Annotated in this window: 21 protein-coding genes; 8 read left to right on the top strand and 13 right to left on the bottom strand. The window is 42.5% G+C overall.

The window, feature by feature from the left end; translation table 11 throughout:
- From mnmA to AY605_RS05620, 9 genes are all read right to left on the bottom strand, one after another.
- Positions 1 to 1,140, bottom strand: a complete 1,140-nt coding sequence (mnmA, locus tag AY605_RS05660; RefSeq protein ID WP_064095481.1) for a tRNA 2-thiouridine(34) synthase MnmA — start codon at positions 1,138 to 1,140, stop codon at positions 1 to 3.
- A gap of 4 nt (positions 1,141 to 1,144) precedes the next feature.
- Complete coding sequence (locus AY605_RS05655; RefSeq protein ID WP_064095480.1) at positions 1,145 to 1,630, bottom strand: NUDIX hydrolase; 486 nt, start codon at positions 1,628 to 1,630, stop codon at positions 1,145 to 1,147.
- A 293-nt stretch (positions 1,631 to 1,923) separates the two neighbouring features.
- Positions 1,924 to 3,129, bottom strand: a complete 1,206-nt coding sequence (locus AY605_RS05650; RefSeq protein ID WP_064095479.1) for an alpha/beta hydrolase family protein — start codon at positions 3,127 to 3,129, stop codon at positions 1,924 to 1,926.
- 449 nt (positions 3,130 to 3,578) lie between these two features.
- Positions 3,579 to 3,887 carry an acid-activated periplasmic chaperone HdeA gene (gene hdeA / locus AY605_RS05645; protein ID WP_064095478.1) on the bottom strand — a complete coding sequence of 103 codons (309 nt, stop codon included), beginning with the start codon at positions 3,885 to 3,887 and terminating at the stop codon, positions 3,579 to 3,581.
- 305 nt (positions 3,888 to 4,192) lie between these two features.
- Positions 4,193 to 4,474 carry an antibiotic biosynthesis monooxygenase gene (locus AY605_RS05640; RefSeq protein WP_081406337.1) on the bottom strand — a complete coding sequence of 94 codons (282 nt, stop codon included), beginning with the start codon at positions 4,472 to 4,474 and terminating at the stop codon, positions 4,193 to 4,195.
- Positions 4,475 to 4,525: 51 nt separating this feature from the next.
- Complete coding sequence (locus AY605_RS05635) at positions 4,526 to 5,059, bottom strand: gamma carbonic anhydrase family protein (RefSeq protein WP_064095477.1); 534 nt, start codon at positions 5,057 to 5,059, stop codon at positions 4,526 to 4,528.
- A gap of 105 nt (positions 5,060 to 5,164) precedes the next feature.
- Positions 5,165 to 6,313 carry a D-alanyl-D-alanine carboxypeptidase PBP5/6 gene (gene dacC / locus AY605_RS05630; RefSeq protein WP_064095476.1) on the bottom strand — a complete coding sequence of 383 codons (1,149 nt, stop codon included), beginning with the start codon at positions 6,311 to 6,313 and terminating at the stop codon, positions 5,165 to 5,167.
- Positions 6,314 to 6,447: 134 nt separating this feature from the next.
- Positions 6,448 to 6,822 carry an MCR_0457 family protein gene (locus AY605_RS05625; RefSeq protein ID WP_064095475.1) on the bottom strand — a complete coding sequence of 125 codons (375 nt, stop codon included), beginning with the start codon at positions 6,820 to 6,822 and terminating at the stop codon, positions 6,448 to 6,450.
- Positions 6,823 to 6,984: 162 nt separating this feature from the next.
- Positions 6,985 to 7,356 carry an MCR_0457 family protein gene (locus AY605_RS05620; protein ID WP_064095474.1) on the bottom strand — a complete coding sequence of 124 codons (372 nt, stop codon included), beginning with the start codon at positions 7,354 to 7,356 and terminating at the stop codon, positions 6,985 to 6,987.
- Positions 7,357 to 7,468: 112 nt separating this feature from the next.
- On the opposite strand from AY605_RS05620, the gene surE reads away from it, so the two are divergent.
- From surE to AY605_RS05605, 3 genes are all read left to right on the top strand, one after another.
- Positions 7,469 to 8,257: a 5'/3'-nucleotidase SurE gene (surE, locus tag AY605_RS05615; RefSeq protein WP_064095473.1), complete on the top strand. Its 789-nt coding sequence runs from the start codon at positions 7,469 to 7,471 to the stop codon at positions 8,255 to 8,257.
- 94 nt (positions 8,258 to 8,351) lie between these two features.
- Positions 8,352 to 9,182 carry a peptidoglycan DD-metalloendopeptidase family protein gene (locus AY605_RS05610; protein WP_064095472.1) on the top strand — a complete coding sequence of 277 codons (831 nt, stop codon included), beginning with the start codon at positions 8,352 to 8,354 and terminating at the stop codon, positions 9,180 to 9,182.
- Positions 9,183 to 9,273: 91 nt separating this feature from the next.
- Positions 9,274 to 10,203: a LysR family transcriptional regulator gene (locus tag AY605_RS05605; RefSeq protein WP_064095471.1), complete on the top strand. Its 930-nt coding sequence runs from the start codon at positions 9,274 to 9,276 to the stop codon at positions 10,201 to 10,203.
- Between the two features lie 58 nt (positions 10,204 to 10,261).
- On the opposite strand, the gene AY605_RS05600 is transcribed toward AY605_RS05605, so the two are convergent.
- Entirely contained in the window at positions 10,262 to 11,473 is a 1,212-nt protein-coding gene (locus AY605_RS05600; RefSeq protein WP_064095470.1) for an aspartate aminotransferase family protein, read from the bottom strand.
- A 160-nt stretch (positions 11,474 to 11,633) separates the two neighbouring features.
- Between AY605_RS05600 and grxD the strand changes: the two genes are divergently transcribed.
- Positions 11,634 to 11,975: a Grx4 family monothiol glutaredoxin gene (grxD, locus tag AY605_RS05595; protein ID WP_064095469.1), complete on the top strand. Its 342-nt coding sequence runs from the start codon at positions 11,634 to 11,636 to the stop codon at positions 11,973 to 11,975.
- An 89-nt stretch (positions 11,976 to 12,064) separates the two neighbouring features.
- Here the strand turns inward: grxD and AY605_RS05590 are convergent, their stop codons facing one another.
- On the bottom strand, positions 12,065 to 14,719 hold the full coding sequence (locus AY605_RS05590; protein WP_064095468.1) for a Lon protease family protein: 2,655 nt from the start codon (positions 14,717 to 14,719) through the stop codon (positions 12,065 to 12,067).
- Between the two features lie 198 nt (positions 14,720 to 14,917).
- Between AY605_RS05590 and AY605_RS05585 the strand changes: the two genes are divergently transcribed.
- The 4 genes from AY605_RS05585 to rpmE all read left to right on the top strand — a co-directional run bounded on the left by AY605_RS05585 (position 14,918) and on the right by rpmE (position 19,053).
- Positions 14,918 to 17,086, top strand: coding sequence for an AmpG family muropeptide MFS transporter (locus AY605_RS05585; protein ID WP_064095467.1), 2,169 nt, complete (start codon positions 14,918 to 14,920; stop codon positions 17,084 to 17,086).
- 1 nt (position 17,087) lies between these two features.
- Positions 17,088 to 17,489 (top strand): lactoylglutathione lyase, encoded by a 402-nt coding sequence (gloA, locus tag AY605_RS05580; RefSeq protein WP_064095466.1) that lies wholly within the window; start codon positions 17,088 to 17,090, stop codon positions 17,487 to 17,489.
- Positions 17,490 to 17,640: 151 nt separating this feature from the next.
- A complete protein-coding gene (locus AY605_RS05575) occupies positions 17,641 to 18,633 on the top strand; it encodes a bile acid:sodium symporter family protein (protein WP_064095465.1) in 993 nt (330 codons plus the stop codon).
- Positions 18,634 to 18,828: 195 nt separating this feature from the next.
- Positions 18,829 to 19,053, top strand: coding sequence for a 50S ribosomal protein L31 (rpmE, locus tag AY605_RS14840; RefSeq protein ID WP_081406336.1), 225 nt, complete (start codon positions 18,829 to 18,831; stop codon positions 19,051 to 19,053).
- A gap of 99 nt (positions 19,054 to 19,152) precedes the next feature.
- Here rpmE and AY605_RS05570 read toward each other — a convergent pair whose 3' ends face one another.
- Both AY605_RS05570 and AY605_RS05565 read right to left on the bottom strand, forming a co-directional pair.
- A complete protein-coding gene (locus AY605_RS05570; protein WP_064095464.1) occupies positions 19,153 to 21,318 on the bottom strand; it encodes an EAL domain-containing protein in 2,166 nt (721 codons plus the stop codon).
- A complete protein-coding gene (locus AY605_RS05565; RefSeq protein ID WP_064095463.1) occupies positions 21,300 to 23,045 on the bottom strand; it encodes a hypothetical protein in 1,746 nt (581 codons plus the stop codon). The genes AY605_RS05570 and AY605_RS05565 overlap by 19 nt, the downstream gene beginning before the upstream one ends.
- Positions 23,046 to 23,054 lie beyond the last annotated feature (9 nt).

The following is a 23,054-nucleotide window of genomic DNA, read 5'->3' as shown; positions in this document are numbered from 1 at the left end:
TCATCCTTTTATAAAATCAGGTTTAGGCGCATTGGTATGATGAATCACACCACCCCCTAAACAAACTTCACCTGAATAGAACACCACGCTTTGACCTGGGGTCACCGCACGTTGAGGTTCATCAAACTCAACACGAACACCATTCGGCGCTTCTGAATCTTGATACACAGTACATGCCTGATCAGTCTGACGGTAACGGGTTTTGGCTGTGCAACGGAAACCTGTTTCAGGAATATCCTGCTCACCTGCCACCCAGTCAATTGCCTCACTCCAAAGTGTAGTACTTTGCATGAGAGGATGTTCATGGCCTTGGCCGACCACCAGACGATTGCCTTCGATATCTTTATGCAATACGAACCAGGCGCCTTCAGCAGCTCCTTTCATACCGCCAATACCAATGCCACCGCGTTGACCGAGCGTATAGTACATTAAGCCGTGATGATCACCAACCTCTTTACCGTCTTCCAGTACGATTTTTCCGGGTTGAGCGGGTAAATATTGCTTCAAGAAGTCATTAAAACGACGTTCACCAATAAAACAGATCCCAGTCGAGTCTTTTTTCTTGGCCGTAACCAGATCTAATTCTTCTGCAATTTTACGGACTTGTGGCTTTTCAATTTCGCCAACAGGGAACAGAGTCTTATTAATTTCACGACCATGGACAGCATGCAGGAAGTAAGTCTGGTCTTTGTTATTGTCCACACCACGCAGTAGCGGTGCATATTCTTCACCACGTGAGTTGGTCATGGTTTCACCACGACGACAATAGTGACCTGTCGCAATAAAGTCTGCACCCAGGTTCACTGCATGATCGAGAAAGGCACGAAATTTAATTTCTTTATTACATAAAATGTCTGGGTTAGGCGTACGTCCGGCTGCATATTCTGCCAGGAAATGCTCGAAGACGCGATCCCAGTATTCCATCGCGAAATTGGCAGTATGCAGTTTAATCCCGATCTTGTCGCAAACGGCTTGTGCATCGGCAAGATCTTCCATTGCCGTACAGTATTCTGTGCCGTCATCTTCTTCCCAGTTTTTCATGAAAAGACCTTCAACCTGATAACCCTGTTGAAGTAGGAGTGCTGCAGACACAGATGAATCTACACCACCAGACATACCGACGATGACACGTTGTTGCATAGGATTAGGCATCCAAATTTGAAATTAAGGGAGAATTTTGGTGCTCGTAAATGAGCGATAAAGGATATTTTTGACCTGAAAGTGCATCTTGCACGGCTTTAATTACCAGTGGGCTACGTGCGCGAGCAGACTCAATCAGTTCATCAAGCGTCATCCACACTGGACCGACAATGCCTGTATCTAAAGTGGCATTCGGATCATAGGCGATGGAATTGGCCAAGAAACAGAAACGGTAATAGGTGCGGTCAGGGAACATCGGTGGAGTATAGGTATATATACCCAACAAGTGTTTTACTTCCACGGTATGACCTGTTTCTTCCATAGTTTCACGAATGGCAGCTTCAATAATGCTTTCACCACATTCGACATGACCTGCTGGCTGATTAAAAACTGTGTGCATCACACCTTCAGCATGTTCTTCTACAAACAGGAACTTTCCGTCTTTTTCAACAACAGTTGCGACAGTGACGTGAGCAGTCCAAGCGGTCATAAGGCAGCACCATGGAAAAGGATGCACTATTGTATAAAATTTTGGGGTGTGTGGCTATGTGAAGGGCAGGATTTCTTTGATTCTGTAAATAATCGAGATTTTAAAAAGGAATCGAGCGGTATAAATAAAGGAAAAACATTAAAATTCTCGCTATTAAATAAGGTTATAGGCTGACACCTGGCTGAAATATGCGAAAATGTGTTTGTAAAAAAGCCCCTTTGAAAAAGGAGCTTTAATATATTTTCAATCGCATCTATGCATTGAGCTCTGACTAGACGGCTCAATACTTTATATTATTTTAGATTACAGTTACTTTGAAATTTCCCTTGGTCCACAGAATTAATAAAGTTGCCAATCAGGGTGGGACTCTGTCTTAGGGAATCACGATGATCTCCACCTTTAACTTCATGGAATTCGATAGGTTTTTTCATTTTACAAATTTGCTGAAAGTAAGCATAAGTTCCACGAGGATCGACCAGTTGATCTTTATCACCTTGTACCAGCATCACAGGTACGGTAGGGATCATATTTTCAATTGACTGTTTTTTTAGATAGGTAATCAAAGGTGTCAGATTGGCATCGGGCTTGAAAACTGTTTTGGGCGCTTGCTTTAAGTCATCTTGCAATTCTGACAAACAACGACTACGTGCAAAAGTAAGAATTTTATTCATCTCGGGGCTAACGAGATTCGTAGGGTTAAGCGTTGGATCTGCTGCTTCAGCACCTAAAAGAACAATAGGAAAAAACGAAGCAACACTCGATGAAATCTGTGGATGAGTTTTTACATATTCAGCAATTCCCTGATATTGATACCCTCCTGGCGCAAGAGCAATTGCTCCCCGAAGCTTGAATTCTGGTGCATATTTTTGCCCATGTGCGGCTACCATAATAGTGGCAGCACCACCTTGGCTATGTCCCATGACATACCAGTCTTTACTAAACTGATAGGGCTTTAAAAAATGGGCCGCTCTTACAGCATCCACTACAGTATGCAACTGGCTCTGGGCATTCATATAGGGATGTAAGGTGGGCGTACCTAAACCTTGATAGTCGGGTGCGACTACTGCATAACCACGCGCAAGCCAGGCATTTAGGGCCGTTGCTGCAATTTGCTGGTAGACATGTACTGGCCCGCCCACATAATCCTCAGAGGGTGCACAGGTATCGGCCACCCCAGTTGTACCATGAGCCCAGGCTAGTACAGGCCAGCCTCCTTTGGGTGCCTTGCCTTTAGGCAATAAAATGAATCCAGAAGTGACGATAGGCTCGGCATTTACTCCACGACTGCGATAATTAATTAAAAACCGTTGTGAAGCATTGGTAAAGAGATCGGGAGTTTGCTCTTTTATAGACAGCAGTGTACCTGGTGTTTTTGCTGCAATATCAGAAAACAGGGTTTTATCCTGATTGGCTGGAGCGGGAGAAGCGAACACATATGCGGAACCCAAGCATATGCAGCTGACTATGGTTTTTGAAATCAGATTTTTTATTTTCAACATGGAAGTATTCTCCACTCTTACTCATATAATTTAAAATATTCTAAATCTTTAGGATGATCTAGGTGAAAATATAGACAATTTCACAATAAGTTTAAACAGTTAAATATTTATTTTTGTAAGATTTAGGCCCCTGAAATGAAGTGTCTTATATTTAATAATTTATGTAAATGAATGGATTAGATTTAATGAATTAATTATCTTTAAAGTAATAAAATGAGGGACTGTAAATAAAATTTTTATTAATTTAAATTTATATTTTATAAAACTATAAAAGATCTAGGAGGGATTGTATTTAATAAAGGGTTAAGAATATGCTTCATGGTTTAAATCACTGGATTTAATTAACCTAAAATGATTGGTGAAAAAAATATAATGATCAATCGTAAAGAGCTAAAAAACAGTAATTAGTTTTAATTACTGTTTTTTATATAAAAAGACAGATGAAGGGCTTATTTTATTTTAGCCCATTCTTTAGCCAAACGTTGTCTAAAGCTTTGTTTTTTATCTTTCTTACACTCTTGAACCATAATAGGTGTAACCTTTTCAATACCTTGTGTATCAATAATCTGATTTTCTACACCTTTATTATTCATATTTAAAGCTATAGTTACGCCAACAGCAGTTGGTTGGTACTTAGCATCCAATACAAGAAAGTCCTCACATGTCCATTGGTTTACCGGTTTTTTTGCGGAAGCAGAATTTACAAAAAATGGAGATAATGCTACGCAAGATAAAATGATAATAGATAATTTTTTCATTTTAATTAATCTCTTATGACGGTTATGAAATTATCTGAGATTATAATATTTAATTATAATCTTATTTGGTGAAATTAACTGATACTTGATAGGATGTATATTAATAATGTGTATCTAATTTTATATAAAATTAATTTAATCATAGTAAGTATTTAATAGATATAATATTAATATTAATTTATTAAATTGTTTGAAAATTAATATTACAATTTTGAGAAATGGTATATTTCAAGTAAATTTTAAGAATTTGATTTTGGATGATGCCGAGATTAATTCTAATATACTTGAAATAACGGTTTCACGCATTACTTCCCCTGATTTCTTATACTTAAATATTCTTGTGAATTGAGATAGTTAAAGCCGGCATTTTCCCACTGTGTTTTGCTTGGCCATTGAGCATAACCCATATAATCACCGGTCTTTTTGTTTTTGTGGAGGCGATAGCCTAAAGAACCTAGAACCAGATGAATCCCTTCTGTACGTGTTTTCCATGCTTGCACGAAAGCTTCATCTGTCGCTGGTTTAATTTTGAAACAATAGACCGCAATAAATATTTTAATTCTCCAGTCATGCTTGTTTTTAAACAAGCATTAAACTAATAGGATTAAAATAATATATTGAGATATAAATATTTTTATTTATCCAAGATAGTTTCGGGAAACTTTTACATAATTTTGTGCTGAATAGGGCAAGAATGCTATTTCTTTTTCAGTTAAAGGTCTTAATTTTTTTGCAGGACTCCCCACATAGAGCCAGCCGCTTTCCAAAACTTTATTCGGTGGTACTAAAGTTCCTGCACCAATCATGACATCATCCGGAATTACCACATTATCCAGAATAATACTATTAATCCCGATCAGAACACGGTTGCCAATGGTACAGCCATGCAGCGTTACGTGATGACCAATTGTCACATTTTCCCCAATAACCAGGGGTGAACCTTCCGGTTGGTCGGCTTTCTTATGGCTAACATGCAGCATGGCATGATCCTGTATATTAGAATTTCTGCCAATATGGATATGGTTAACATCTCCACGAATCACGGCAAAAGGCCAGACTGAGACGTTTTCAGCCAAAATTACATCACCCACGACTACGGCCATGGGATCAATATAACAGGAATCTGCCACTTGCGGAGTGGTATTCAGATAAGAACGAATATTTTGGCTCATGTCAGTACTACCCTGAAAATTTATGATCATTATAAAATAAAAAAGCATACATTCCAGGAATGTATGCTTTGGCTTTAGTCTGAAACAGTATTTATAAATTAATACTTAGAACAGGTTGCTAAAGAATTGCTTGATATGATCCAGCATACGTGCAAAGAAGCCTGCTTCTTCAACTGCCTGTAGTGCAACCAGTGGTTTTTCAGCAATTACTTTGCCATCTAGAGTGGCTACATATTTACCTACTATCTGACCTGGCTGTAAAGGTGCAGTCAGTTTAGGCTGTACCACCAGTTGGGTTTTTATTGCGTTGGCCTGACCTTTTGGCATGGTCACATTAAAGTTCTCAGCCAGGCCAATCTGGACTTCATCTTCTTTGCCGAACCAGACTTTGGCTTTGGCGAGTACCTGTTTGGCAGGCTGAACATTTTTGGTTTCGAAGTTGGCATAACCCCAGGCAAGCAGCTCACGTGTCTGAGTCGCACGTTCCTGCATAGTTGGTGCACCAAAAATTACTGAAATTAATCGGGTAGGGCCACGTTTTGAAGAAGTTGTCAAACAATAACCAGCTTCATTGGTATGACCGGTTTTTAAACCATCTACACTTGGGTCAGTATATAGCAGTGCATTACGATTACCTTGCTTAATCCCATTAAAAGTAAATTCTTTTTCCGCATAAATCGGATAATACTTTGAACTGTCTTTGATGATGTGCTGTGCCAATGTAGCCATATCTTTGGCAGTCGAATAATGTCCTTCAGCAGGCATACCGGTTGAATTGATAAAGCTGGTATTGGTCATGCCAATACGTTTGGCTTCCTGATTCATCATATGTGCAAAGGTACCCTCGTTCCCTGCAATATGTTCGGCCATTGCTTTAGAGGCATCATTACCAGACTGGATAATAATTCCGCGCAGCATTTCCAGCGCAGTTGCCGTACCGTTTAAAGGTACATACATACATGATTCCGCACTGCTACCGCGGCACCATGCAGATTCATTCATACGGACCTGTTCGTCTTCAGTCAGCTCACCACTCAATAGTTTCTGCTCGATGATGTAGCTGGTCATCATCTTGGTCATGGAAGCAGGGGCTAATTTTTCATTTTCATTTTTAGATGCGAGAATTTGCCCTGTTTCGAAGTCCATCAGCACATAAGATTTATTATTCAATTCTGGTGGTGCAGATAAGACAGTTGCTGCAAAGCTGAAACTAGGAATTAATAATAATGCAGCAAGGGCAGTTTTTGGGGTCATTTCTAGTGGGTTCCAATATCTTGATGTAAGCACGAAGAGCCTAGCATTTTAGGACAAAGCTAGGCTGACTTCTATGGGAAACCCAGTCTAATTTCAAAAGTATTGTAAGTAATCGGCACAAATATCGCTTAATTTTAATATGTGGTTAATTCGTCACAAATCACCTGATTTTTTTGCTTCCCAGCTTTTTTGGCATCTGCTTGTGCTTCAGCCAGAATATTGCGGAAATCTTTCTGTTTTGCCATCTGATTTAAGCGTTCCACCGGATTGCTTTGACCCGGCATATATTCTGTCACCAGCTTATTATAGCCTTGATTGAATTGTGACTTGTCTTTAACCACGCTTGGGCAGATTTCTGAAAGAACATAAATTGCAGCCAGTTCCTCTTTGGTCACTTTCTGGGTTGGAGTAACATTAATATTTTCATCGGCTGCGAAGGCGGAAGTTCCGAAAAAAGTTGCTGCGGAAACTGTACAGAAGGCCAAAGCCTGAAATAATGGACTTTTCATTAAAAAACTCAAAAAAAAGATTTAGAACAATAATTTGCCTAGCTTAAACTTATTTTTGCAATTGAAAAGTGGGGAAATGTAGCGAAGCTGTAGAAATGTGAAGAAATCTGTAAGCGAAATAAGATGATGTGCACATCATCTTATTTCTCAAAAGTAAATTACTTAGCCTTGGTAGTCTAGGACCTCTTCACATACTGTTTTTTGCTCGTCCTTTGCAGTTTGTTTGGCACCCTGACGCGCTTCTTCAAGCAAGGATTTATATTCGCTGTCAGCCTGCAACTTGGTATAGCTCATGCCTTTATCTGAATATTCTGCAAGATAAGACTGGATCAATTGTTGAATTGTACTGTCCAATTTTGCATTTTGACCAATCACGGCCGGGCAAACTTCGGTCATGACCTGTGCTGCGGCAATATCTTCTTTGACGATGGTATCGTTTTCTTCAACAGTCAGATCGGTCGCTAGGACGGAAGGGGAAATGAATACTGTCAGGCTTAAAGTTAAAGCACCAAATAAAGGGAATTTTTTAATCATCTTGAGCCACATATTATAAAGATGGATGTCGAGCCATAAATATATATAATTCCTGTACTAATACAATGAAATGTCCTAACTAGTCATTTTTTAAAGTAACGAGATTTTTTCAGTGAATATTTTAGTTTCAAATGATGACGGTGTATTGGCACCCGGTATTCAGGCTTTGGCAAAAGCTTTAAAACCTCTGGGGCGGGTAGTGATTGTGGCACCCGAAAGTGAACGCAGCGGATTTTCCAGTGCTTTAACTCTGGATCGCCCTCTACGCCCCATCCAGATTTCCCCAGATGTCTGGGCTGTCAATGGCACACCGGCAGATTGTGTCTACTTGGCAATGAACGGCCTGTTTGATTTTGAGTTTGACCTGGTGGTCAGTGGAATTAATAGCGGTGCGAATCTGGGCGATGATGTATTGTACTCTGGTACGGTCGGTGCAGCTTTTGAAGGCCGTTTAAGTAAAAACCCTGCGATTGCCGTATCATTGAGTGGGCCGAATGTACGCAGCTATCAATATACGCAGGATTATCAGCTGGCCGCCGAATGGGTACATGATTTTATTGCTCGCGGTTTGCCTGTTCTGCCTGAGCGTCATATTTTTAATATTAATATTCCAGATGTGGCTGAATTACAGGGCGAAAAGGTCACTTATCAAAGTCGTCGCCGTCAGTCTAAACCGGTGATGAATCATGTGGATCCGCGCGGTCGCCAAGTGTACTGGATTGGACTCTCCGGAGAAGCAGTCGCAGAACCTAAACCAGGATATAGCGAGATTGATTCAGACTTCTCTGCAGTAGCCAATGGCTATGTCAGTATTACCCCCATCCAGATGGATGCCACCAATTATGAGAGTTTGCGGAATTTGCAAACACAATTAGCAGAAAATGCATCCTTAGTGTTATAACTTTGTGAAAAACTCGCGATTACAAGTATATTGCCGTAAAACTTTGCTAATCTTAACGAAATTTTGCAACCGTATAGCATTAGAGAGGAAGATAATGTTCTTGGTGTTACCGAAATGTGTCGTAGCTTCACCTGCCGCCCTGATTAAAACCCTGGTTTTATCGACTGTTGTTATTTCTACAGGAATAATTACCGGTTGTGCCACCAAACCTCAGGTGAATAATGCGACACGCTATGCAACGGCTCCTGATTTCTATACGGTGCGTTCAGGAGATACATTGAGTGGTATTGCAGCACGTTATGGGTTGAACTATATCAGTGTTGCCGAGATGAATGACATCAGTGCACCTTACCGGATTTATGTGGGACAGTCGATTCGTCTGAAAAATAATACTGCACGCCGTAGTACTAGTACACAGGCAGTGACACAGGCAGCGCCAATCCAGCGCCAAACAATTGCAGTGCCTGCACCAGCACCAGTCGCGCCCGCAACGACAGTACAGACGACACCACGTGTCAGTACAGCTGCGCCGGTAACACCTGTATCTACCGCAGCAGGCCTGCGTTGGGTAAAACCGTCTAATGGGGCGATTCTACAACCGTATAATCTGGCTTCTAATATCAAGGGCATTCGCTATGCTGGCAATGTCGGTGATCCGGTATTTGCAGCAGCAGACGGGCAGGTGGTTTATGCTGCAGACGGCCTGAAAGAGTATGGTAATCTGGTTTTGATCAAGCATGTCAATGGCTATATCACAGCTTATGCACATAATAGTAAAATGAATGTGAAAAGCGGTCAAAATGTAACTGCAGGTCAAAAAATTGCAGAAATGGGATCGACAGGGACCACCCGGAACATGCTTGAGTTTCAGGTGCGCTTAGACGGCAAACCTATTAATCCAGCTACAGTGCTGCCAAACAATTAAAAAAATAATGCAAACTGAAAATTTCACCGTATAATACAATAAGTTGCTTTTATCAAATGATGGAGCGCCTCATAAGTTTAGAGGGAAATTTATGTTAGATCAGCTTCGAGCAATGGGTGTCTTTGCTTGTGTTGTGGAGAAAAACTCGTTTAGCGGTGCTGCCCGTGAATTAGGAATTACGACCAGCGCCGTTAGTCAACAGATTCGCTCATTAGAACAAGATATGGAAGTCATACTTTTAAATCGTTCGACGAGAAAATTAAGTCTGACCGAAGCGGGACAAGCTTTTTTTCATAGCTGTCAAGAAATGTTATCTGCTGCTGAACGTGGTAAAGTCCGGATCAATGAGTTACGTGATGATCTTGTGGGTGAACTGCGCATTGTATCTTTACCAGAACTGTGTGCAAATCATGTGATTCCTGCACTTTCTCACTGGATATCCGCACATCGTGGCCTGGCAGTACATCTGGAAACAAACAATCATGAGGTTGATTTGTTAGAAGGACGTATTGATATCGCCCTGAGATTCGAACAAAAAATCGATGAGCATAACCTTGAGGTTGTGCCATTGATGCAGATTGAGCAGATTCTGGTGGCTGCACCAAGTTATATTAATCAGAGTACGATTATTTCACGACCTGAGGATCTGCAAAATCATGACGTGATGCCTTTAACGCATATCAAAAACCACCAGTATTTCCATTTTCAGCATGTCAATACCGCGGAAAAAGCAGAGTTTGAATTGAAATCCCGTTTCAGTACCAATAATGGTCTGGTCGCAAAAGCAATGTGCTTGCAGGGGAATGGTATTGCTAAAATTCTATATCTTGATGCTAAGAAAGACTTGCTGAATGGTACCTTGGTTGAAGTTTTGCCTGAATGGAGACTTCCTCAGATTACCCTTTATGCAGTCATGCCGAAACGTGAACAACAACCTACAAAAATTCTTCGTTGCCTTGAAACCTTGAAACAATATTTTGGCCAGATTTCTGGTGGACGTATGTTACAAAATGCCTCATAGAATGCAGAATAATAAAAAAGCCGCTTTAAAGCGGCTTTTTTAATTTCAGGCTGGTGTATTAAGCCAAATAAGCTTTAATCATTGTGACCAGACGTTCAATCAGCTGATCCGCCTGTTCTTGGGTAATGTTCAGGGTAGGCAACAGGCGAACGACATTGCCTGCGGTGACATTGATAATCATCTTGTATTCATCGCGTGCAATATTAACTAGGTCTCCACAGTCTTTAGGCAATTCAATCCCGATCATCAGACCAAAACCGCGTACAGTTACTTGGTGATCTGCAAGCTGGCTACGCAATTGCTCAACAATATAGGCACCTTTTTCAGCAGCATTGGCCACGATATTTTCTTTTTGCATGATGTCGATAATGGTATAGACCACACGCGAACCCAGTGCTGTACCGCTATAAGTTGAACCGTGATTTCCTGCAGTTAGTACACCAACACCACGACCTTGGGTCATGACTGCACCAATCGGGAAACCGTTACCTAAGCCTTTAGCAGTGGTAAGTACATCCGGAACAATATTGGTATGCTGATAAGCAAAGTATTTACCGGTACGACCATTACCGGTTTGAACTTCGTCCAGCATCATTAGCCAGTTGTGCTGGTTACAGATGTGACGAATCTCTTCCAGATAGCTGAAACCTTGAGGTGCGGTATTAACACCGCCTTCGCCCTGAATCGGTTCAATCAAAATGGCTACGATATCCGGATGGTTGATTGCAGCTTCTTCAATCGCTTCGATATCACCAAAAGGTACACGAATAAAACCTTCAACTAGCGGACCAAAGCCATCCTGAACTTTTTTATTACCTGTGGCAGACAGGGTGGCTAGAGTACGGCCATGGAAAGAACGATCCGCTACAATAATTTTTGGAGAAGCGATACCTTGCATATGACCAAATTTACGCGCAATCTTGATTGCACCTTCATTGGATTCTGCACCGCTGTTCGAGAAAAATATTTCTTCCATCCCCGCTACTTCAGCCAGTTTTTGTGCAGCGGCGGTTTGCCAAGGCACTTCAAACAGGTTACTGGTATGAATTAGGGTCGCTGCCTGGTCGGCAATCGCTTCGGCAAGCACAGGATGCGCATGACCTAAACCACATACTGCAATTCCGGTTAAGGCATCAAAATACTCTGTACCATCTTCAGTATAAAGATATGCACCCCGTCCTCGGACAAAGCTGATCGGTTGACGGCCAAAAACGGGCATCAAGTGAGACGGTTGATCAGGTTGTACCGGTGCGAGGGTAATATTATTCATGACTAACTCTTAACTGTTAGGTGGAAAGAAAAACTTATATAAGCAAAAACTCGCTCAGATTTAAAGGGCAATTGTAAATAAAATTGGAAATATATCTTTAGACATACTGTTTTGCTTGGATTTGGGTATAATGCGAGACAGATGAGTTGAGGATTTATCAATGACTGAACAAGCACGCGATACCGAAGCGTTAATTCGTGACCAAATTGCAAAACATGCAGTACTTCTTTACATGAAAGGCACACCGCAATTTCCACAATGTGGTTTTTCTGCTCGTGCAGTAGAAGCACTCAGTCAGATTGGTCGTCCGTTTGCTTATGTAAACATTCTGGAAAACCCGGACATTCGTGCGATGTTACCGCAAATCGCCAACTGGCCGACGTTTCCACAGCTTTGGATCAATGGTGAATTGATCGGTGGTAGTGATATCATGCTCGACATGTTCCAGAAAGGTGAGTTAAAGCCTTTGGTTGAACAGTACAGCCCGGCACCTGAAGCTTAATTTAGATTTAAATTAAGTCCAAGAAATAAAAAAAGCGCTTCATATCAGAAGCGCTTTTTTTATGAGTGAGAAATGCAAGCAGAACAAAATCAGTCTTCTGGCTGTTCCTTAGTCTTTTCAAGTTCTTTTGATTCAGCGGCCAAGGTAGCAGCGAGGACCTCTGAATCGGCCTGGACCTCTTGTACAGGTGCTTTATCTTTTTGCTTTTTCTTCTTCTTTTTTTTCTTTTTCTTTGGTACTTCAACCAGTTCAGCACCATCTTCAATCGCTTGCCAATAATCCAGCTGTGCCATCACTGCGGCATAGATTGAATTTTTGCTATAACGTCCTTTTTTATCCAGCGTACCCACTGGTCGAGCCATCAGGATTTCTAATGCCTGATCAATGGTATCAATTGCATGAATATGGAACTGACCTTCTTCCACGGCAAGGGTGACATCTTTACGCAGCATCAGATGCTGCATATTTTGTCGCGGAATAATTACACCTTGTTTACCGGTCAGGCCTTGTAACTTGCAGGCATCGAAGAAACCTTCAATTTTGGCATTTACGCCACCTACCGGCTGTACTTGACCTAGTTGGTTCATAGAGCCGGTAATGGCCCAGGACTGATCAATTGGTAACTGGCTGATGGCTGAAAGTAGAGCTGAAAGTTCTGCCACTGTGGCACTGTCACCATCAACCTGACCATAACTTTGCTCGAAGGCCAATGCGGCAGAGAAGTGCAAGGTCTGTTCACGACCGAAATGTGCTTTCAGGAAAGACGCCATCAGTAACACACCTTTGGCATGCAGAGATCCACCGAGTTCTACACTGCGTTCGATATCCAGAATATCACCGCCACCCTGATAAACCGAAGCCGTCAGACGTGAAGGCAGACCAAATTCAACATCAGCATAATGAATCACCGACAGGGCATTAATCTGTCCCAGACGATGGCCACGGGTTTCAATCAGTTGGGTACCACGGGTCAGATCCTGCCAGTATAGTTCACGTAAATAGCCGAGACGATATTTGCGGTGATCCAGTGCGGTATTGATGTGTTTTTCTGAAACCATCTTGTCACCTGCCTTGAAAGCATGATGATGTGCTTCACGGATCAGATCACCCAGTGTCAGGGCATGTAATGACAATGAACTTTGATCTTCGGCTTGACGGCTGGAATCTGTAAGCAATGCGGCCAGAGCAGAACGGTCAAAAGGCAATAATTTATCGGATTGCACATAGTCGGCAATCAGTTGCATATAGGCCTGCTCGTTGTCGTCATTACGTTGTAATGTATCGGTAAAGTCAGCACGGATTTTAAAGATGCTGCCCAGTTCAGGTTCAAGCTCTAAAATTTCATAATAAATTTCAGGCTCCGCCAGCAAGATCACCTTGATGTTTAAAGGAATCGATGCAGGTTCGATCGAAATACTGCCGGTCAGCGTGATCATATGCTCAAGTGAAGACAGTTTTAAATGCCCGGATTTAAGCGCGCGTTTCAAACCTTGCCATGCATAAGGTTGTTCCAGTAGTTGTTCTGCTTCCAGCATCAGGAAGCCGCCATTGGCCTTATGCAAACTGCCTGGACGAATCAGGGTAAAGTCAGTCGTGATCGTGCCATTTTGGGTCAGCTGTTCTACATGACCCAGCAAGTTGTAATGGGTTGGAAAATCTTCAAAGATCACCGGCGCACCACTGTTCGGCTTGTGTGTGATAATCACATTGGCCTGATAACGTGCCGGAACGCGACTGAACAGTGCCGGAGTGAAATCGTCTTCTTCCTGTTCCAGCACAATTTCGACATTGTTAATAATATCTTCAGCATAATATTTCAGGTAATTTTCCAGACCTTCCACATGTTTGAATTTTGCCAGAATCTGTTCTACTCGCGGCAGAACCACCTGCTTGGCAATATCACGATTTAGCACCTGTACGCGATCGCGTGCATCATCTTCCAGATCACCCAGATGTAGCCCTAGACGTTCCAGCTTTTTATCCATATAGCGCATGTTGGAAGCGAGTTCGGCACGATCTTTGTTGCTTAATGCGTTTAGATCTTCCTGAGACATTTCCTGCAATTTGTCATCGATCAAATGCACAGGTACAAAACAGTGCTCATCGTGTCGCGAGATCAGCTTCAGATCCAGTTCTGCACCTTCTTTGGTGAGTTCAATCAGTGCCTGTTGTTGTTCATCCCCGGTTTCCTGGCGAATCATTTCAATGCGGTTGTGATAGCTTTCAGCAGTAAAACGGCGCTCAAGCTGTTTCAGGATGGTTTGCCAGCTTTGATTTAACATCGCCTGAAATTTTGGTGCCTGCCCAGGGGGTAGTTCCAGTGCAAGCGGCTGACGCTGGTTTTGAAAGTTATTGACATAGACCCAGTCATTAGGAGTATCCATGGTTTTGGCATGCTGCTGTAGCAAACGTTTCACCATGGTGCGTTTACCAAGACCTGCTGTACCGACGGCAAAAATGTTATAACCGGAATAAGGCAGGGCAATCCCGGCCTCGACTGAAGCACGTGCCCGATCTTGGCCCAGAAAATTATTCAGGGGCTTGATCCGTTTGGTAGACGCAGGAATTTTTTCTAGATTAGGAATATGTGTCAGTTGTATTGATTTTAAGCGGGTATGTTCAAGGGTGTTTTGAATTTCACTTTGTTCAAATGCCGAGATGAGTAAATCTGAGCGGATATTTTCTGGTGTTGTCGTATTGTTGCTGGCGATAGAAGAATTAATTTGATCGAGTCTCTGGGTCACTGTTGAAAATCCAAAACGAAATATTACGTTGATGAGAGTTAAGGTATACAGATTTACTTGAAAAATTCAAGCCAACATGTCGCTTTTCCCAGAAAATAAAAAACCGGAAATGTGATAAATATATAAATCTTGTTGAAAGATACGCTATTACAGGATTGAATAGCAGCAATTGGTTTTTCTGCGGAAAATAATAAAGCAATGACAACACAAACGACGGGTTGGAAATCCGCATTTACAGCATTTTTAGATCGACGTGCCTTGATTATGCTGTTCTTGGGATTTTCGGCTGGTGTGCCGATTCTTCTGATTTTTTCCAGTCTGTCTTTATGGTTAGGTGAGGCCGGAATCAGCAAAAGTGCTGTAACTTTCTTTAGCTGGGCGGCATTGGGCTATTCTTTTAAATTTGTCTGGGCTCCGCTCATTGATGAACTGCCAGTGCCCTTTTTGACCAAGGCCCTGGGACGCCGTCGTGCCTGGTTGCTGATCGCCCAGATTCTGATTGTCTGTGCTATTCTGATTATGGCATTTTCTGATCCTGCGCTAGGAACGACCCATTTACAGCAAATGGCACTGGGGGCAGTGTTGCTCGGCTTTTCCGCAGCAACGCAGGATATTGTGATTGATGCTTACCGGATCGAGCTGGCAGAAACCCAGATGCAGACTGTGCTAGCCGCCACCTATAATGCCGGTTACCGGATCGGGATGATTGTTGCGGGTGCCGGGGCATTATTTTTGGCTGCCTATCTGGGTACAGCGAAAGGCAACTATATTTATGATGCCTGGAAATGGACCTATATGGCGATGGCTGCGGTCATGATGGTGGGTATTGTCACCACACTGTCCATCCGGGAACCACAGGTTAACCGGGTACGCAAGCACTATGTACGCAGTGACTATTTTCGTCTGGTCGCAGTGTTTTTTGTTGCGGTCATCAGTTTTGTACTGAGCTATGTCTATTCGGGCAATCTGGTGGCCAGCGTCACGGAACAGTTTGCCATTCAAGATACCTTTGCCTTGTTCTGTTTTGAAGCTTTACGTTTTATTGGCTCGGGTGCAGTAGCCTTTGCCGTTGGCACCAGCCTGGTAAAAATGGGTGCAGTCAACAAGCAGATGGCCTATGAAACCTGGGTTGATCCGGTTGCCGATTTCTTTAAACGGTATGGTTTGAAGTTGGCTTTGGTGCTGTTATTGCTGATTGGTTTTTATCGGGTTTCCGATATTATTGCCGGGGTGATTTCCAATGTCTTTTATCAGGACCTGAATTTCAGTAAAGAGCAAATCGCTGAGGCGGTCAAAGTTTATGGCGTTATTTTCTCTTTGATCGGTGGATTTCTGGGTGGGTTGTTGGCCCAGAAAATGAATATCATGAAACTGATGTTTGTCGGTGCTCTACTGGCCTGTTTGACCAATCTCATTTTTATTGGGCTGGTCAAGTCAGGTGAACAACTGGCCGCTGTTGAAGTTAGGGTGGCTAATCAGGTTTATCAGGCAGATACAGATGAAGTTGGTTACTGGAAGCTGGAGCTACCGAGTGCCGTGCTGGCGCAAAGCAAGCAGTTACAAGTATCGGCTGCTTATCTGGATGGAGATGTTACTGATCAGGCCCCGGTACAAGTCAGTATGCCGTATTTAACTGAAAAACCGGGCAGCACCCAGTTACAGATCCTGCCGATTACGAGTGATAATACGCTTACAGCTGCTGAACAGGACAAGACCATTGTGGTGCGTGGCCAGTATGTCGGTAAAGCACTGCCAGAAAATCAAAAGATCGTGTTGCAGATTAACGACCAGAATATTGATGCGAAACTGGAAAGTGAGGGCATATTTACTGCCGCGATTCCAGCACAGCAACTGATCCAGTCACCCGCACATATTATCAGTGCAGTCTTGATGCAAGATGGTCAGGCACTGCAACAAACAACCCATGTTTATCAGGTCAATGAACAGTTGACCCATACCCCGAATCTGGATATTGATATCCAACCTTTAGCATTGGTAGATAACAACAGTTCAGATACAGTCGAGGTCAGTGGTAAGGTAATTAAACCTTATAGCGACAAGTGGCTTTATTTTGCCATTATTGTCGATAACCTGGCCGCCGGGCTTGCAGGTGCTGCATTTATTGCGTTCTTGTCGAGCTTGACCAGTGTGTCATTTACCGCTGTTCAATATGCGATTTTTAGCTCTCTCATGACCCTGACGCCTAAGATTTTAGGTGGATATTCGGGTACTATAGTCACCCATATCGGTTATCCGAATTTCTTCCTGATGACTACTCTAATCGGGATCCCCATTCTGATTCTGGTAGTCTGGGTTGCAAAATTGCTCGGTGAACACCAACAACAATCTGTACAAAAGGATGATTAATATGCGCATGCTGCATACCATGTTACGTGTAGGCAATTTAGAACAGTCTCTCAAGTTCTATACTGAAGTACTTGGCATGACTCTGCTTCGTAAGCGTGATTACGAAGAAGGTCGTTTTACCCTGGCTTTTGTCGGTTATGGCGATGAAGAAAATCATACTGTGCTGGAGCTGACGCATAACTGGGATACAGACCACTATGAGCTGGGCAATGGCTATGGTCATATTGCGATTGCAGTTGATGATGCTTACAAGGCATGTGAAGAAATTAAAGCGCGTGGCGGTAACGTCGTACGTGAAGCCGGCCCGATGAAAGGTGGCGTGACTGTGATTGCATTTGTAGAAGATCCAGACGGTTATAAAATCGAGCTGATCCAGCAGGATCAGGATGCACGTAACAACTAAGCGTGGTGTGGTGAAATATATGAAACATATTCATGTATAGATGAAAATATTACATCAAGCTGAATGCGTAGTATCAGCCCGGCATCTGTTAAGATAGCCGGGCATTTTTATATCAAACAATAAAATCTAAAATTTGAGGGATTAAAGGGATATGCTTAAATTCTTGGCATTGGATCGTTTTACGATACTGTTATTTGTGATGGTCTTGCTGGCCAGTGTATTGCCCGTTTCGGGGCAAGCGGCTGAAGTCTTTGGCTGGATAACAACAGGAGCCATTGCCATCCTGTTTTTTTTGCATGGTGCCAAATTATCTCGCGAGGCAGTTGTAGAAGGCATTATGCACTGGAGATTACATACTTTAGTGTTTGCACTGACTTTCGTCATGTTTCCAATCTTAGGACTTTTAGCCAAGCCAATTTTATTGCCGATGCTCGGGCAGGAGCTGTATTGGGGCTTCCTGTTTATGTGTTTCTTGCCCTCTACGGTGCAGTCTTCGATTGCCTTTACCTCAGTGGCACATGGTAACGTCGCCGGGGCTGTGTGTAGTGCCTCTTTTTCCAATCTCATTGGTATGTTTATTACTCCGGTCCTGGTAGCATTTTTTATTCTTGGCCAATCTGAACATGATTTTGATCCGACCACCTCGATTATCCAGATTACATTGCTGCTACTGGTGCCGTTTGTTCTTGGGCAGGTCTTGCGTCCCTGGATTTATCCTTACATGATGAAGGTGCCACAAATCGTCAAGATTTTCGATCAAGGCTCGATTCTTTTGGTGGTTTATGGGGCTTTCAGCAGTGCTGTAGTGGCCGGACTCTGGAATGAGGTTAGCCTGGGTACCCTGTTATTGCTATTACTGGCCTGCTCGGTATTGCTTACCATTGTAATGCTGCTATCACTTTATATTCCGCGCTGGCTGGGCTTTAGCCGCGCTGACCAGAAAACGGCATTCTTTTGTGGTTCTAAAAAAACCCTGGCCAGTGGAGTGCCGATGGCGCAAATTTTATTTATTGGTCAGCCATTAGGTATGATTGTTTTGCCGATCATGATTTTCCATCAGATTCAGCTAATGGTGTGCGGAATTATTGCTAATCTGTGGGCCAAAGAGGATGAATCAGAATTAGCAGCAGAAGCAGAAGAATAATTCGCATATTGCATTCGTTTCACGTATAATAATGCCCACTTGTTGTGCTTAGCTCTGACGGTATCCGTCTCGGTGGGCCAAAAGAATGGTCTGTTGTGGTGTTGATCTGCATGAACATTGTTCCTGCTTCCTCAGTTGAGAGTGATCAATAGCGATGACAGCTAAACCTTCTTGAACCTAATGGAGTAATCGACGATGCGCGCCGATATTCACCCAAAATATGATACTTTAGTTGCTACTTGTTCATGTGGTAACGTAATCGAAACTCGTTCAGCTCTTGGTAAAGAAACTCTTTATCTAGACGTATGTTCAGCTTGCCACCCATTCTATACTGGTAAGCAAAAGAATGTTGACACTGGCGGTCGTATCGACAAGTTCAAACAACGTTTTGCTGGTATGTCACGTTCTGTTAAACGTTAATACCCAAAATGAAAAAAACGGGCTTCAAGCCCGTTTTTTTGTGCCTGAAATTCAGAAAACTATAAGCTCATTTTCTGAATTTCAGGTGTGGAGAAGTAGTTAATGCTCTTGTACATCTATTAAATGATCCAGTTTTTTCTGGAAATAATTACCCTCAATAAAGCGGGCATCCACATTCCAGGCATTGGCAAACAAAGTCATGTCATTTAGTTCACGAATCACGATATTAACTGGCTTAATATCATTATAGCCGGTGATTTTTTCTTGCAGTTGCTCAATGCCAGTGTCACTGTTGAGCATCTGGGTCAATTCGGTGTGCAAGGACAGGGCATTGATATCGAATTCGCGCAATAAAGTTTCGCTATACATAGAATGACCAAAGTCACGCAGTGAAATTCGTGCGCCATGCTCGCGTAAATTTCTCAGGTATTTCTGGGCATCCTGCTGGTTCATCAAGATATCTTCTTCAGAAAACTGTAGGGTGAGCGGATGCTGCTGCTTACTGCGGATGATCGTAATCAGTTTGGAAATAAACTCAGGGAAAGTACGGTCTTTAAACAGTACAGCACGGTTTAAGTTCACGATTAAACGGGCATCTGGATACTGAACAATAAAGTTATGTAGCTGCTTACTGGATTCTACCAGAATCCAGCGGTCCAGTTTAATGGACAGCTCATCATCTTCACGAAGTTCTACAAGATTGGAAATATCCTGCCATTTATTTTCAAAGATAAAGCCGCTGGTCACTTCATACATGTACAGATCAGTATCTTCTTTATCATAAAGCTGTTGATATTTCAGATGAATTTCACCACGTTCCAGACATTCACTTAAAGTTTTTAAAATAGAAGGTGTGGTGCTCGGAAGAGAGGTGACTGCTGGACTGATCGTCGCAACTGTTGGGCTGGCAACTGGTTTGTCAGCAACACTGAAGTCTATACTCGGCATATCTAAAGAGCTTGGAGTGCTCGATGAAGGTGGAATGTCGAGTTTAAATTCAGACGCCACTTCTGCTTGAGGTAATGGAGTAGAGAATGCTTGTGCAATCAATGTATTGCAATGTATTTCATCCTGCAATCCCTGTTCAAGCATGACATAGCCCAAGCGTAAATTCAGAGGGAATGACTTTTGTCCTACTGTAATGAGTTGTGGCTTGCTTAAGGCATTTAAACTGATCAGTTTGGATTCAAGAATTGCTTTAGAATCTGCCTGGAACAAACCAACAATGACGTCATATTCGAGTTTAAATAGTGGAAGTCGGGTCTGCTCCATGAGGAACTCTTTGACTGTATTAAAGTACCCACTAAAAGTGGTCCAGTCAGATTGCAGAAGTTCCGGGTCATAAGCACCGAAGGAGAAAGTGACCAAGGCATTAGCAGGTGCAGACTGCTTGTTCAGTTCGCGCTTAAGTAACTGGAAGGTGCTTGGTTTTCCTGCAGTCTTCTCGGTAGTAACGGCTTGCGACTGGGTATCAATGCTAATTTGCACTGCATCTTCTTCAGAGGTTGAGGGCAAGAATTCCAGTTTTAAAGGACCCGATGCTGATACCTGCGGATTAAGGGATTGGATTTCGACCCGACCTAAATCAAACTGACCTTGAGAAATCTTTTTGAAACGTGTTTTGAAATCATTTAAGTCTGAAGGCTGAAGAAGATCCAGAAGTGGTAACCCAATAATTTCATCTTCATTTTGCAGGCCAAACAGTTTCAGGTAGTCTGCATTGGCTTGAATATGAATCCCTTCCTGAATGGTTGCGACAGCCCGGTTGCTGTCATCTACTAAAGATTGTGCCTGAATCTGTGCCGTTTCCAGTTCATTCATTAAATATTGCTGGGTCTGCGATAAACGGCTGAATGACAATGCTCGAACCAGTCCCACATAAAAGCGTTCCAGGTAATCGAAATTGAGAATGTCATAGATCCCTTTATGGATATATTGTGCATATTGTTCAGCGCGGTAATCATCTGGTTTAAGCAAAATCATCGGCAGATTGGGTTGCTGCGAAAGACGCACCAGACTTAAGGCCTGTTCATATTTAAGGTCATATGCACGGCCAAAAATAATCAGATCCCAGTTGAAATTTAACTGCTTTTCAAAAGATTTCAGGTCATCTAGCAGAACAGCATTGACCTGATAATCATTATTCGTCAGAAGATCACAGATTTGGTTATATCTAATTTGATTATCATCAATAATGAGTAAACGTGTTTCAGTACGTTTTAACTTTTTAGACAATAATGGATTTCTCACTTCAATGCTTCCCATAAATCATGATTTCTGCTTTCATTCATATGCTGATCGATAAAGTTTTCGATCATTTCTTCTTCCTGATCATTGAGTAATTCATAATCGAAACGGATGAAACTTTGTGTAATCAGTTGTGCTTTGGTCAGATAGATTTTGATTTCTTCCTGACCGAGACGTAAATGAATGGTTTGTTTTTCCCTAAACATCTGTGAGCCAGAAACAATAAGACTGGTCGAAACCTCATCTAGTTGCGTCATTTTCACCAGGAGTGCCGGTTGATAATTGACATGATGGCGTTCGGTACGGGTATAGGCAGCACAAGGGAAGAGCTCTTGTGCCAGAATTTCCAGGCCAATTTCCAGGCTTTTATCCGTTGACTGCTTGATCCAGCGAATCACACCGCCACGCCACTGGCTCTGGGTTTTTTCCTGAACCAGGATGAATTCACCGGTTTTCAGGTTGGCAGGGGTAACGTCGGTCCATTTAATCCGGTAACCATTGACACTAATATCCAGAACTTCAGCACTATGGATCTGTTTGGTTTCACGATCGAGCGCCTTAATACTGCTAAAACCACTTGGAATGGAATTTTCCAACGAGCTGACAAAACTACTTTCGCTCTGGAAATTGTAATTGGCACCAAGTTCGAGTGTTTCGTTAAAATTTTTGCCTTTAGACAGGTAAAAATGCGCTACCGTTAAGCCAAAGCAGATGTTGATCTGGGCTGAATACTCATAACGTTCATGACGGCGTTCGACATTATTGGAAAGCAGATTATAGATATGAAAATGCAGAGCAGGGGTCAGAAACAGTTTTTCATTACGTGACAGATACTGGGCATTTTTGCTTTGGGTGCCGGTTAAATGATCCATCAGATTTTGGGTGGAAATATAGAAGCTTGGCTGAAACTGGGCTTCCTGATGGGAATTAAAGATCGGCGGATGGTCTTTGCTGGCATCAACCACATAACGGGATAATGTGGTTTCCTTCGGCAGTATCTGTACCAGTTTGGCCCAGTCAAAACTACACAAATACAGCCCCTGGATTTCTGCAGGCCGGATTTGATGAGTATTGAAAATATCCAGTAAAATCAGTTGTGAATAGGCATGTGCAATATTCTGGATCTCATGCTGGGTGCCCAATACCTGATTGATATTGGTTTGATAGAAATTATTATCTATGGCACATTCAAGCAGTTGGTGAGCGGCCAGCCATTGTCCCAGTCCTGGCGTGCTATAAAGCATATGCTGTTGATATAACAGAAGTGTAAGTTGCTGCAGTGCATAATAAATCGAAACCATCCGGGCAGTTTGAATGCTTTTCTTTTTACCCAGAGAGAACAGCGAAAACTTCTGATGCGTCAGCTGATGATTACAGCGCTTAACGATATCGATATAAATTTTGGCAAAATGACTGCGCAGCAGCATGGCCAGCTCAATAATCTGGTCATTACGATCCGATGTGATCAGTCCCTGGTTGACGAAATGCTTTTCCAGGCTGGTCAGAACATTTTCAAGAGTTGGATGTAAAATCTGAATCAGGTCAAAGCGCTGGGTTTCTGTACATTTCAGCTCAGAAACTTCCAATAGGGCATTAAACAGGGATTTGGATGAATTCCCCAGTTGTAGAATTGAAATTCCTGCAACCCATTCCTGTAAAGCTTTGGCAGTGGTTGGGCAAAAGCTCAACTGCTCTCGTTTTAGTTCAGTCGGTGTCTGAAAAATGTCTGAAGTATGCGTGCTCATCTTTATTAT

This window comes from Acinetobacter sp. SFD (assembly GCF_001647575.1).
Lineage (GTDB): Bacteria > Pseudomonadota > Gammaproteobacteria > Pseudomonadales > Moraxellaceae > Acinetobacter > Acinetobacter pecorum.
Note: the sequence above shows the minus strand (reverse complement) of the source record. Positions and strands in the feature narration are given on the sequence as shown.